Source organism: Blautia sp. HCP3S3_G3 (assembly GCF_052063365.1).
Taxonomy (GTDB): Bacteria; Bacillota; Clostridia; order Lachnospirales; family Lachnospiraceae; genus Blautia_A.
In genome coordinates this window covers 1-12,891 of the sequence record NZ_JBQHXR010000039.1, presented here as the reverse complement: position 1 = coordinate 12,891, position 12,891 = coordinate 1, and the positions used below count along the sequence as shown (strand labels likewise).

The window sequence follows — 12,891 nt, the reverse complement described above, 5'->3', positions numbered from 1 at the left end:
TACGGTAACGTATGGAGCTGACTGCTACTAATCGGTCGAGGGCTTGTCCAAAAGCAAGGTTAAGAGATTTTCAGGGAAATGTCAGGCATGTATGTAGTTTTGAAGGTGCAAATCTTCATATTCCTCCTTAGCTCAGTCGGTAGAGCATGCGGCTGTTAACCGCAGTGTCGTTGGTTCGAGTCCAACAGGGGGAGTTTTCGGAACATGAGGCCGATATAAAAAAATCTCATACCTGGCTCCATGGTCAAGCGGTTAAGACACCGCCCTTTCACGGCGGTAACAGGGGTTCAAATCCCCTTGGAGTCATTTCTCTCCAAGAGAGAGCATATAATATAGTAAATATGGTGCCATAGCCAAGTGGTAAGGCAAAGGTCTGCAACACCTCTATCCCCGGTTCAAATCCGGGTGGCACCTCTTTAAGAGTCTTGTATTTCAAGGCTCTTTTTTATTTTCTTGAAATTTAGAGTGTATTTGGAAATTCATTCCCGTCATATGCACGCTCCACTTTGCGGGAAATTTGCATTTTCCTGTAATACCAAAAGATTTCCAGACATTTTTTCTGTTATATCTGTTTTTAGTATTTTTGTTGTAAAATCGCCTTGACATTTTGTGAAAAACGTATATAATACAAAAATGCAACTAAGTTGCAAATGCAGGTAAAATGCAAATTTACAGCAAATGGAGGAAATATGCTGGATATATTATTGGATTCTTTGATCGATAGTGTGAAATTGATTCCCTTTTTATTTTTGACGTATCTTCTTATGGAAATTCTGGAACATAGAGCGGGTGGAGCTGCCAGTGACAGGATTCGGACAGCAGGGAAATTTGGACCATTGTTGGGCGGACTTTTGGGAGTTATTCCGCAGTGTGGATTTTCTGCGGCTGCTTCGAGTTTGTTTGCCGGAAGAGTGATTACAATAGGAACGCTGTTGGCCGTTTATCTGTCTACATCAGATGAGATGCTGCCAATCATGATATCCAGTGCTGTGCCGTTGAACACAATGGCCAAAATACTTGTTATGAAAGCTGGAATCGGAATACTGACAGGCTTTTTTATCGATTTCTTCTACACAAATATTATGAAAAAACAGAAGCTGGATGTAGATGTTCACACGTTATGCGAGAAGGAGCATTGCCATTGTGAACGGGGAATCATGAAATCTGCACTGATGCATACAGTTAAGATTTTTGTATATATACTTTTGATATCGTTGATATTGAATACTGTGATCGGATTGATTGGAGAGGATACACTTGCAGGTATTTTTTCAGGTATTCCGGTTGTAGGAGAAATCATTGCAGCGCTTGTTGGACTTATTCCAAACTGTGCTTCGTCAGTGGTGATCACGCAGCTTTATCTGAATCAGATTATCAGCGCTGGAGCTATGATGGCAGGTCTTCTGGTAAACGCCGGAGTCGGTCTTCTGGTATTGCTGCGTCTGAATCGTGACAGGAAACAGACAGCCGGGATTATTGCACTGCTTTACAGTGCAGGTGTTTTATGGGGAATCCTGATTGAAATTATGGGACTTACTTTTTAGAATTACAAAGAATATGAAATTACAGTAGATACGGGATTACGGGAGAATAATAATGGCGGATATGCAATATGCGACACAGAGCCGCAGGAGAATTTTTCAATTTTTGAAAGAGTGCAATGACAGAACTGTGACAGCTTCAGATGTGGCGGAATACCTGGAAAAACAGAATTGTGCGGTAAATATGACTACGATATATCGTTATCTTGACAAACTGGCGCGGGAAGGAACCATTATGAAATATGTAGCCGAGAAGGGAAGTCAGTCTGCGTATCAGTATGTGGAACCCGGACGGCATTGTGAGGAACATCTTCATCTGAAATGCGTAAAGTGCGGCAGAATCATTCATTTGGACTGTCATTTTATGCAGGAGATTTCTCATCATATACTGGAAGATCATAATTTTGCTCTTCAGTGCCGTAATTCTGTATTATATGGAATATGTCAGGATTGTCGGGAAAAAGAAAATAACTCTTGACGGTTTTTGATTTTCAGAGTATGATAACTTCATAGAACAAAGGCGTTTTGCATATAATTGCAAGACGTCTTTTTTTGTATCAAAAATCAGGAATACTTTCTTATGATACAAAAAAGTATTTTCTGAATAGAATGCACAGAAGAATTTGATAAAAACTGTACAGGAAGCGGAAAATGAACAAATGGAGAGGAGGAGAACGGTAATGTACGATATGGATTTATTGGATCATACGGATACAGTAAATGAACAGCTTGCGAGATATGGTGTGAAATTTGGAATTTATAAGAATAACACATTTAAAGAACAGTTGTTTCCCTTTGATGCAATCCCACGCATTATTGAAAAAAGTGAATTTGATTATTTAGAGCGTGGTTTGAAGCAGAGAGTGAAAGCTCTGAATCTGTTTTTGAAAGACATCTACCATGAGAAGAAAATCATTCGTGATAAGGTGGTTCCGGAAGAATTTATTTATGCTTCCAGCGGCTATCTTGCACAATGCGAGGGGATTATGCCTTCCAAGGGGGTATATTCACACATATCCGGAATTGACCTTGTTCAGAGCAAGGACAGGGACTGGTACATATTGGAGGACAATCTTCGTGTTCCGTCAGGGGCATCCTATCCTATGATTGCAAGAAACTTCTGCAGAAGGAGCAGCCCTAAGACATTTCAGGATTACAGTATCGCGGACAACCGTGATTATGCGAATCTTCTTCGAAAAACCATGGATGATGTCAATGTGGGAGGTCTGATCGTTCTTCTGACTCCGGGTCGATATAATGCGGCATATTTTGAGCATTCTTATCTGGCTGAAAAAACAGGGGTACAGCTTGTGAATGGTCAGGAACTGATTGTAGAAAATGATCATCTCTATTTTGTCAATTATGATGGAAGAAAAGAAAAAGTCGGTGCTGTTTATCGCAGAATTTCTGATGAATATCTGGATCCAATGAATTTCCTGCCTGAATCTGTAATCGGAATTCCTCATATTTTTGATGTTTACCGCAAAGGAAATGTAGCGTTGATGAATGCTCCGGGAAACGGAGTGGCAGATGATAAAGGCATTTATTATTTTGTTCCAAAGATGATTAAATATTATCTGAATGAAGAGCCGATTCTCAAAAATGCTCCGACGTATCTGCCGTTTTATGAAGAAGATATGAAATATGTTCTTGAAAACTTTGATAATCTGGTGCTGAAAGATGTGGCAGAAGCAGGCGGATATGGTGTTGTATTTGGCAATACCATGACAAAACAGCAGAAGGCAGATTTTATTGAACTGCTGAAGAGAGAGCCGCGTCGTTTTATTGCGCAGGAGGTCATTGATTTTCTGGATATTGATATTATGGAAGGTGACGAGATCGTACCGAGGAAGGCAGACCTTCGTGCATTTGTACTTTCCGGAGAGGATACCGTTGTATGGAAAAGCGGACTGACCCGTTTCTCCAGAAATCCGGATTCCTTTATTGTTAACTCATCTCAGGGAGGAGGTTTTAAAGACACATGGGTGTTATCTCGATAGAACAGACAGACCGGCTATTCTGGCTGGGACGATATACAGAAAGGGTTTACACAACGATTCGCCTGTTTTCCAATAAGGTGGATGAAATGCTGGACGGACAGCCGGGCAGCTATGGGGAATTCTGCAAAGATCTGGACATTCCCAATATCTATGTTTCTGATGAAGATTTTCAGGAACGGTATGCATTTGCAAAGGACAATGAAAACTCTATTTTCAGTAATTTGAACCGGGCTTATGATAATGCGATCGTGCTCCGGGAATCAATTGGAAGTGAAACATTATCTTATATACAGCTTGCAATCTATGAAATGAATAAAGCAGAACAGAGTGCTGCACCGCTTTTGGAACTTCAGAAGGTGCAGGATAACATTCTTGCATTCTGGGGAATCACAGATGATCTTATTGACAGTGAAAATGTACGGAATATCATTAAAGTGGGCAAGCGTGTAGAGCGAATCGATCTTTATGCAAGACTGAAGCAACCGAAAAAAGACATGGTACGGGAAGTACAGAGACTTGCCGGAAGAATTGATCGCTGCAGTGTGAAGTATGACAGATCCAGATTATCGCAGCTAAAGAAGTTGACAGAAGAGGATGAACTGAATTATTATCAGATTGTAATGGAGATTGAGAACCTTATGGTTTAATATGCCGGACGGGAATCATATCTTAAATAAATACCTTTTGGGAGGTCATGACATTGAAGGAATTATCCTTTTATTACATGCTGAGGATTCGGTTTTCCGGTCCTGTGACAAATCACCGCTTTACGGTAAGGTGCGTGCCCAGGGACAATGAACGCCAGAAAATCAGGCAGTTGGAAACCTCGGTCCTCCCGAAAGAGTCTTTGAGTTATGATCTGGATTCTTTTGGAAATTATTGTATTTATGGTTACTGCCATTCACCGCATGATCTGTTTGAAGTGTCTGTGAAAGGAATTGCACAGACCGGTCTTGCGGATTCCGAATATGCGGGAATGGATTATCTGATGGGACGCTACCGGTATCAGACGGATTATACGCGTCCCGGAAATACATTGATGGATTTTTATCGTCAGTTTTATTTTTCAGAGGGAACTTCAAATTTGGAAAAAAGCATGCAGATGATGGATGCATTGTATCAGAACTTTCGTTATGAACAGGGTGTGACGAATATTTCGACGACTGCGGAAGAAGCCATGGAGCTTGGTCGGGGAGTCTGTCAGGATTATTCGCATATCCTGATTTCCTTGTGTCGTATGGCAAAAATTCCGGCCAGATATGTAGTGGGAATGCTGATTGGAGAAGGGGCGAGTCATGCATGGGTAGAAATCTATGACAATGAGCGATGGTATGCACTGGATCCTACCAATATGCTGATTGTGAACGAAGATCATATAAAAATCTCTACAGGCAGAGATTATAACGATTGTATTCTGAATCAGGGAATCATGGTTGGCCTGACACAACAGACCCAGGAAATAGAGGTGCTTGTTCAGGAGAGAGGATGAGGAAGATGGTTGAAACAATAGCATCTGCCGGATTACCGGTAGATGAGAGACTGGAAATAAAAAAAGGACATTTTGCTCCTTCCGGGAAAAACAGCGGCAGGAGAATCAGTATTGTTACGGGAATTCATGGTGATGAGCTGGAGGGACAGTATGTCTGCTATCAAGTGGCAAGAAAACTCAGGGAGCATCCGGAATATCTGACCGGAACAGTGGATATTTATCCGGCAATGAATCCGCTGGGAATCGATTCTATTACCAGAGGAATCCCAGGATTTGATCTGGATATGAACCGTATTTTTCCCGGAACCAGAGACGGGGCAATGACAGAATATCTGGCTGCAGAGATTATCAAGGAATTAATGGGATCTGATCTGTGTCTGGATATTCATGCAAGTAATATTTATCTTACAGAACTACCGCAGATTCGTATCAATGAACTTCACGAAAAAGAACTGGTACCACTGGCGAAAAAAGCGAATGTGGATTTTGTGTGGGTGCACGGAGCAAACACGGTGCTGGAATCTACACTGGCATATAGTCTGAACAGCCGCGGGGTACCGACTCTTGTAGTGGAGATGGGGGTTGGAATGAGAATCACCAGAAGCATAGGAGATCAGCTGGTGGAAGGAATTTTTCACTTAATGAAAGATCTGGATATCTGGAGCGGCGAAACCGGGGAGGTAAGGGAATCCATCGTTTCCAGTAATCCGGAAGAGGTGATGTTTCTGAATGCTTCCAGATCAGGTATCTTTGTAAAAGAAGCAGAATACAATACCTATCTGAAAAAAGGAGATTCCGTGGGGAAAGTTGTGGATCCGTTAACAGGAACTGTTCTGGAGGATGTGGTTTCTCCGGAAGATGGTCTTCTTTTTACGATCAGGGAGTATCCGGTGGTAGATGAAGGCTCTCTGATGGCCAGAATTCTCAAAACAGGAGAAAGGAAGGCGGAATGATATGGACAGAAAAGTGTTGTTTGAAATAGAATCCCTGTATCGGGATAATTTCCGTGTCACAGGTCTGACTTTCGGAAAAGGAGAAAAATCCCTGTGTATTATGGGAAATACCAGGGGAAATGAATACCAGCAGATTTATATCTGTTCACAGCTGGTGAAGAAACTGAAAGATCTGGAAAGCAGGGGAAGAATTGCGGACGGGCATGAGATTATGGTGATTCCGTCTGCGAACCCCTATTCCATGAATATAGAAAAACGCTTCTGGCCAACGGATAACACGGATATCAACCGTATGTTTCCGGGATATGCGCTGGGCGAAACCACGCAGAGAATTGCGGCAGGGCTTTTTGATGCCATTAAGGATTATGAGTACGGAATTCAATTTGCATCGTTTTACATGCCGGGAGATTTTACCCCTCATGTGAGGATTATGAAAACCGGAATGGATTATATTGGTAAGGCTGAGAAATTCGGGCTTCCGTATATTATCACAAGATCACCGAGACCGTATGATACCACAACGTTGAATTATAACTGGCAGATCTGGGATACCAGGGCGTTCAGCCTTTATTCCACCACAACGGAACGGATCGATGAAGAAAGTGCGGAACGTATGGTGGAAGCTGTGCTGAATTTCATGATTGAAGAAGGTATTGTTACGGGAAAAGGATATCAGGGATATCGTTCTCAGGTGGTGGATGACAGCTCTCTGGTCGCGGTGCGTCCTTACTGTGCGGGTATTTTCCAAAGCGGAATTAAAGTGAGTCAGAGAGTTTTGAAAGGACAGGAACTGGCGTATATTCTTGATCCCTATGATGGTTCGGTGAGAGAAAAAATCGTTGCACCGGTTACGGGAACTGTGTTCTTTGTACATAATCAGCCGATGACCTATGCCAATACGGCTGTGTTGAAGATTGTGCCAACGGAATAAGTGATTTTTGAAAAATCTGTGATATAAAGTGTGAAAATGCTGTTGAAATAGTATTTTTGTAAAAATGACAGTGAAGAACTTCGCGTATCAGGAGTGCTTCCCTGTCGTTTTATATAAAGCTGAAAATGAAGTTGATTCCATTCTCAATGAAATGTTTTTGGAAAATGACTATTGTAGTTTTAGGTAAAGCTGAAAAATGAAATGAATCAGGAAACAGGAAATGCGTGAGAATGCCTTGCAGATTATTTCAAATGGATAGTAACGGCAGTTCTCTAATCCGATACGGAAAGACACGATTTCATATGGACGAGAAAAGAAAAAAGGGTTATACTTACGGAAAACAAAAATATTGGCAGAGGAGGAGAAGGATTATGAGCGGACGAATCGGAAGGATATTAAGAGGGCAGCTTGTTGCATCCATGATCTATATTGCACTGGGACTTTGCCTGATCTGTATGCCGGTGGAAACCGTAAATATTGTATGCAAACTGTTTTTTGGAATTACAATCATTGTTGCAGGGCTTTATCATGTGGTGATCTATGCAATGGAACGAATGAATGCGACGGTTCTGGATTTGTTTTCCGGCGGAATTCTGGTGGTACTTGGAGCTTTTCTGTTTACAAATCCACAGGTTGTGATCAAGCTTTTGCCGGTTCTTCTTGGAGCATATGTCCTGGTGGACAGTATCTGGACATTAAAGAGTGCCTTTCGTCTCAAAAAGAGGGGGCGCGGAAGCTGGAAAATCCTGATGCTTGGCAGCCTGGTTTTTGTCGGGCTTGGTATTGCCATGATCGTGAACCCGTTCCAGACTGTAAGATACACGGTTATGTTTGCAGGATGGGTTCTGCTGTGTAATGGTGCTGTGGATGTTATTTTTATGATTATGGTTCATTTTGGCATGAAAGAACTGAAAAAGACGGTGAACGATGATGCGGAATCTGCGAACGAAGCACAGGCAGATCAGGAAAGTACCAGATCTGTCAAGGAAAGTGTAAAAACCTCGGGGACAGGTACAGAAGTTGTTGAGGGAAGTGCGAAAAATGCCGGGCAAGGTACACAATCTGTTCAGAGAAACATGAAAACTGCGGTGGCAGGTGCAGAAGTTGGTCAGGAGAGCATAGATGTGGTCGGAGAGACTGCAGAATCCATTCAGAAGGGAGCGAATATGGCAGGAGAGGCTGCAGAATCTGTTCAGAAAAGTACGGATACGGCAGGAGCCAGTATGGATTTTGGTCGAAAAAGTACAGATACAGCTGAAGAGAGTACGAAATCTGTTCAGAAAAATATGGAGAATTCCGGAGAGAATACAGATGTTGTTCAGGAGAAGATATCAGATGAAGAATGTGAAGAGCAGGACGAGAACTCTTCTTCCGGGCAGAAGTGGAGATTTTTGAAAAAATAGCGCATGAACCGGGCGAGAGTGTGGATTACGGATAATTGTGTTGTACACGAACAGGAAAAGAACTTTGTGGAAACGATGACGGAAGTAATTAAGAGGTGGAAATGAAGTTAAAAGATATAGTTCTTATGGATTTTTCGGGTATTTATCGGGAAGAAAATTTTTATGAGAATGAATCTGTAAAATGGATCAATGTGAAGGGGCTTCCCGGCAGTAATTGCTATTGTGATGAGGAGGCAATGAATCAGATTCGAGAAAAAATCCTGGAATTTCCCATAAATGGAATTCATTTCATGGATTCCGGGAATTATCATTATATGAGCCGTATCTGGCTGGAAAAAATGACGGAGCCTTTCCGGCTTCTGGTATTTGACAATCATACAGATATGCAGCCGCCGGCTTTTGGAGGTATACTGTCCTGTGGTGGATGGATTGCTGCAAGTCTGGAAGAACTGCCTCTTCTGCAGGAAGTGATTCTATGCGGACCGGATGAAGAAGCATATCAACAGGTGCCGGATGAGTGGAAAAAAAAGGTAAGATTTCTGAGTAAAGAGAAGAAAACATCCTGGAAAGCTGATTTTCGGGAATTTCCTGTGGATCTTCCGCTTTATCTTTCGATTGATAAGGATGTTCTTTGTCCGGAGGATGCATGCACGACATGGAGTCAGGGAGAAGTGACTTTGGAGGAACTGACAGAATATCTGGAAATGATTCTGGGCAGAATGGCTTCCTGTGGGCAGCAGGCAGTGGGAATTGATATCTGTGGGGAGTGTGATCCTGATCAGATGGAAGGCTGCGATGTAAATGACAGGGCAAACAGGGTTCTTCTGGAATTGTTTGCCGGGAAGGAATAACGGTTCATGAGAGAAGAATTATTTTCCATTGGTTCATTTACGGTTTACGGGTATGGATTTATGATTGCCATCGGTGTTCTTGCCGCTTATTTTACTGCGGAATACCGGGCGAAAAAATATAAACTGCAGGATGAACAGATTTTTTATCTTGTGATCTGGTGTGTGCTGGGCGGATTTGTCAGTGCAAAACTTCTGTTTTGGATGACAGAGTGGAAGTCGATATGGAATGATCCCGGATTTCTTCTGCGCACTATGGGAGACGGTTTTGTGGTATATGGAGGAATTATCGGAGGCATTTTGACCGGATGGATTTTCTGCAGGAGAAAGAAACTGGAGTTTCTCAAATATTTTGATCTAGTGATGCCGTCCATTGCGCTTGCGCAGGGATTTGGCCGGATTGGCTGTCTGTTGGCAGGCTGCTGTTATGGAAGGGAGACTTCCGGGGCGTGGTCGATTACATTTCAGGATTCCAGCTTTGCACCGAATCATGTAGCACTGATTCCAACTCAGATTTATTCCAGCCTTCTGGATTTTGTCCATTTTGGGATTTTGCTTGTGATTGCCAGACATAAAAAAGCAAATGGACAGGTAGCGGCCTGTTACCTGATTTTTTACAGTATTGGGCGTTTTATCCTGGAATTTTTCCGGGGAGATCTGGAAAGAGGACAGGTGGGTATGATGTCAACATCTCAGTTTATCGGGATTTTTACCTGTATTGCCGGGATTGGTTTATGGATGTTCTGCTATCGGAAACAGCGATATCATCATTCCTCAGGTAAAGCAGAATCCTGACAGGGGTACACATCTGTCAGAACGCAATTTTCAAACACACTCTGGAAAACGGGAAATAGAATTTGATCGTGGCAGATTAGAAAAATCAGATAATGTCAGAAAATTACAAAAATGATTTGTCAATAATAGCAAGATATGGAAATATTGTAATGCTTTACCAGTGTAACAAGCTATTTTAGTAATGATTTGCTTGACAAGAGTGGGGAATTTGTGCTAAAATCAGTGGAAAAGGACGAGGGCGTCGATATTGTAAAATATTTGCGCCCTTTTTGTTTTAAAAAAACGAAAAGGAGTAGAGGAATTATGAAGAAAAAGCTGATTGCAGTTTTATTAACCGGTGCTATGGTATGTGGTGCAGCAATGCCTGTTGCAGCTGCAGACAAAAAATGGACAATTGCTACAGATACGGTTTTCAAACCATTTGAGTACACAGACGAAAATGGCGATTTCGTAGGTATCGATGTAGACATTCTTGCAGCAATCGCAGAAGATCAGGGATTTGAGTATGAACTGAAGAGTCTTGGCTGGGACGCATCCATCGCAGCATGCCAGGCAGGACAGGCAGACGGTATGATCGCTGGCGCTTCCATTACTGATGAAAGAAAAGAAAGCGGCTGGATGTTCTCTGAGGGATATTACAATGCAACTCAGAGCATGACCGTAAAAGCTGATTCTGACATTGCAGGATTTGAAGATCTGGACGGCAAGACTGTTGGTGTTAAGACAGGTACACAGGGTGCTTCCTATGCTGAGAGCCTGAAGGACGAATACAAATTTGAGATTACTTACTTCGAAGATTCACCGACAATGTACCAGGCAGTACTTGGCGGACAGGTTGTAGCATGCTTCGAGGATACCCCGATTATGGCTTCCTCTATCAAAGATGGCGGACTTGATCTGAAAATTGTAGAAGGAACTGAAAACGAAGGATCTCCTTACGGATTTGCAGTTTTCAGCGAAGACAGCCAGGAATTACTGGATATGTTCAATGCAGGTCTGAAAGATATTAAAGAAAACGGAACATATGACGAGATTATCGCTAAATATCTTGGAGAAGATGCTGTAGACAGCGAAGAAGCTGAAGAAACAGAAGCAACTGAAGAAACCGAAGATGCGGCAGAAACGGAAGAAGCAGCAGAGACCGAGGAAGAAGCGGAATAATGTGGTCTTGTAACTGTCTGAAGAACAGTTATGATGTTTGAGTACATGGGGCGCTGATACCAATTCAGCGCCCCTTTTTGAAAGGAGTTTTCCCATGATTCAAATTGTGACCAATTATGGCGGACTGCTGATGCGTGCCATGGGACAGACACTTCTGCTGGCATTGTGCGGTCTGTTTTTTGCATGTATTCTGGGTATGTTCTTCGGGCTTCTGAGTGTTTTGAAGAGCAGAGTGTGCAATATTATTGCAAGCATCTTTGTAGATGTGATCCGCGGCGTCCCCATGATCGTACTTGCATATTTTGTTTATTTCGGTTTCCCTTACTGTCTGAATAATATGTTGGGGATTCCGTTTACCTTATCTGCTCTGCAGGCGGGTACTGTCTGTCTGGCCCTGAATTGCGGTGCGTATATGGCAGAGATTATCCGTGCAGGTATTCAGTCTGTAGACAAAGGTCAGATGGAGGCTGCAAGAAGTCTCGGACTTCCCTATTGGCGTGCGATGGTAAGAGTTGTTCTTCCGCAGGCAATCCGCACAATGATTCCAAGTATCATCAATCAGTTTATCATTACCTTAAAAGATACTTCCATCCTGTCAGTTATCGGATTCCCGGAACTGGTAAACAGCGCCAAGAATGTTGTGGCAATTACGTTCAAGTCCTTCCAGACATGGGCTATTGTTGCCGTGATGTATCTTGTGATCATTACTCTGCTGTCCAAGCTGGCAAAGATTCTGGAGAGGAGGCTGAACCGTGGCCGTTAATAAGAATAATGTCAAAATCCATGTGTCCCATCTGAAAAAACATTTCGGGTCACTGGAGGTGCTGAATGATATTTCTACGGATATTTATGAAGGTGAGGTTGTCGTTATCATTGGACCTTCCGGCAGCGGTAAATCCACATTCCTTCGCTGCATGAACAAGCTGGAGGAGATTACCGCCGGTGATGTGGTAGTGGATGGCGTCAATCTTTCTGAGAAAAAAATCAATATCAATAAGGTTCGCGAAAGGGTTGGAATGGTGTTTCAGCATTTTAACCTGTTCAATAATCTGGATGTGCTCCACAATCTGATGCTGGCACCTGTGGATCTGAAAAAAGCGTCAAAAGCGGAGGCACGGGGGCAGGCGATTCAGATGCTTCGGAAGGTTGGCCTGGAAGATAAGATTGATGCTTATCCCTCTCAGCTTTCCGGTGGTCAGAAGCAGCGTGTGGCGATTGCCCGGGCGCTCTGTATGAATCCGGATATTATGCTGTTTGACGAGCCGACTTCTGCGCTTGATCCGGAAATGGTCGGAGAGGTTTTGCAGGTTATGAAGAATCTGGCTGCGGATGGTATGACAATGGTGATTGTTACTCATGAGATCGGGTTTGCACGCGAGGTTGCAGACAGGGTGCTGTTTATGGATGGCGGTTATATTGTGGAAGAGGGAACCCCGCAGGAAGTGATCCTGAACCCGAAAGAACCGCGCACCATTGATTTTCTGAATAAAGTGCTTTAAAATGGATATTTTTGTGGATAAGGGAAAGTGAGAATGTTCGCTTTTCCTTTTTTCTTTTTGTGATGATGGATTGCGGTTTTGAACGAAAGTGGGGTTCTGGGAATTAAAGTGGGCTTTAGTTAATTACAGCGGGTTTTAATAAATTAGACGTTAGTTCTGCATTAATCCGTGGGGATTTTTTGCGTTTGGTTGTGCTATGGTTTTCACCGAAACTTCCGTTCAGGGCGAAACTCTGTGAAGGGGGAGGCGTGAAAAACCGTACGCGAAAGAG

General features: G+C 42.8%; 14 protein-coding genes and 3 tRNA genes. 16 read left to right on the top strand and 1 reads right to left on the bottom strand.

All coding sequences use genetic code 11. The annotated features are described in order from the left end of the window. The first annotated feature begins 121 nt into the window (after positions 1 to 121). From ACTNEW_RS15745 to ACTNEW_RS15735, 3 genes are all read left to right on the top strand, one after another. A tRNA-Asn gene (locus tag ACTNEW_RS15745) sits at positions 122 to 194 on the top strand. Between the two features lie 40 nt (positions 195 to 234). Then, positions 235 to 306 (top strand) — tRNA-Glu (locus ACTNEW_RS15740). Positions 307 to 343: 37 nt separating this feature from the next. After that, positions 344 to 414: transfer RNA gene (locus tag ACTNEW_RS15735), tRNA-Cys, on the top strand. Positions 415 to 432: 18 nt separating this feature from the next. Here ACTNEW_RS15735 and ACTNEW_RS15730 read toward each other — a convergent pair. Further along, on the bottom strand, positions 433 to 606 hold the full coding sequence (locus ACTNEW_RS15730; RefSeq protein ID WP_441062679.1) for a DUF6783 domain-containing protein: 174 nt from the start codon (positions 604 to 606) through the stop codon (positions 433 to 435). Between the two features lie 83 nt (positions 607 to 689). Between ACTNEW_RS15730 and ACTNEW_RS15725 the strand changes: the two genes are divergently transcribed. From ACTNEW_RS15725 to ACTNEW_RS15665, 13 genes are all read left to right on the top strand, one after another. After that, positions 690 to 1,544 carry a putative manganese transporter gene (locus ACTNEW_RS15725; protein WP_441062677.1) on the top strand — a complete coding sequence of 285 codons (855 nt, stop codon included), beginning with the start codon at positions 690 to 692 and terminating at the stop codon, positions 1,542 to 1,544. A 52-nt stretch (positions 1,545 to 1,596) separates the two neighbouring features. After that, positions 1,597 to 2,019: a Fur family transcriptional regulator gene (locus ACTNEW_RS15720; protein ID WP_441062675.1), complete on the top strand. Its 423-nt coding sequence runs from the start codon at positions 1,597 to 1,599 to the stop codon at positions 2,017 to 2,019. 202 nt (positions 2,020 to 2,221) lie between these two features. Continuing rightward, positions 2,222 to 3,541 (top strand): circularly permuted type 2 ATP-grasp protein, encoded by a 1,320-nt coding sequence (locus tag ACTNEW_RS15715; protein WP_441062673.1) that lies wholly within the window; start codon positions 2,222 to 2,224, stop codon positions 3,539 to 3,541. Then, positions 3,523 to 4,188 carry an alpha-E domain-containing protein gene (locus tag ACTNEW_RS15710; protein WP_441062671.1) on the top strand — a complete coding sequence of 222 codons (666 nt, stop codon included), beginning with the start codon at positions 3,523 to 3,525 and terminating at the stop codon, positions 4,186 to 4,188. The genes ACTNEW_RS15715 and ACTNEW_RS15710 overlap by 19 nt, the downstream gene beginning before the upstream one ends. Positions 4,189 to 4,241: 53 nt before the next feature. After that, entirely contained in the window at positions 4,242 to 5,030 is a 789-nt protein-coding gene (locus ACTNEW_RS15705) for a transglutaminase family protein (RefSeq protein ID WP_441062669.1), read from the top strand. Positions 5,031 to 5,035: 5 nt separating this feature from the next. Continuing rightward, on the top strand, positions 5,036 to 5,983 hold the full coding sequence (locus ACTNEW_RS15700) for a M14 family metallopeptidase (RefSeq protein WP_441062667.1): 948 nt from the start codon (positions 5,036 to 5,038) through the stop codon (positions 5,981 to 5,983). 1 nt (position 5,984) lies between these two features. After that, entirely contained in the window at positions 5,985 to 6,914 is a 930-nt protein-coding gene (locus tag ACTNEW_RS15695) for a M14 family metallopeptidase (protein ID WP_441062665.1), read from the top strand. Between the two features lie 371 nt (positions 6,915 to 7,285). Beyond that, the gene (locus ACTNEW_RS15690) at positions 7,286 to 8,317 is read left to right on the top strand and encodes a DUF308 domain-containing protein (RefSeq protein ID WP_441062663.1); all 1,032 of its coding nucleotides are present in this window, start codon (positions 7,286 to 7,288) and stop codon (positions 8,315 to 8,317) included. Between the two features lie 101 nt (positions 8,318 to 8,418). Next, positions 8,419 to 9,168: an arginase family protein gene (locus tag ACTNEW_RS15685; protein ID WP_441062661.1), complete on the top strand. Its 750-nt coding sequence runs from the start codon at positions 8,419 to 8,421 to the stop codon at positions 9,166 to 9,168. A 6-nt stretch (positions 9,169 to 9,174) separates the two neighbouring features. Further along, on the top strand, positions 9,175 to 9,960 hold the full coding sequence (locus ACTNEW_RS15680; protein WP_441062659.1) for a prolipoprotein diacylglyceryl transferase: 786 nt from the start codon (positions 9,175 to 9,177) through the stop codon (positions 9,958 to 9,960). A gap of 303 nt (positions 9,961 to 10,263) precedes the next feature. After that, positions 10,264 to 11,121: a transporter substrate-binding domain-containing protein gene (locus ACTNEW_RS15675; protein ID WP_441062657.1), complete on the top strand. Its 858-nt coding sequence runs from the start codon at positions 10,264 to 10,266 to the stop codon at positions 11,119 to 11,121. A 94-nt stretch (positions 11,122 to 11,215) separates the two neighbouring features. After that, positions 11,216 to 11,884: an amino acid ABC transporter permease gene (locus ACTNEW_RS15670; RefSeq protein WP_441062655.1), complete on the top strand. Its 669-nt coding sequence runs from the start codon at positions 11,216 to 11,218 to the stop codon at positions 11,882 to 11,884. Then, entirely contained in the window at positions 11,874 to 12,620 is a 747-nt protein-coding gene (locus ACTNEW_RS15665) for an amino acid ABC transporter ATP-binding protein (protein WP_441062653.1), read from the top strand. The genes ACTNEW_RS15670 and ACTNEW_RS15665 overlap by 11 nt, the downstream gene beginning before the upstream one ends. Positions 12,621 to 12,891 lie beyond the last annotated feature (271 nt).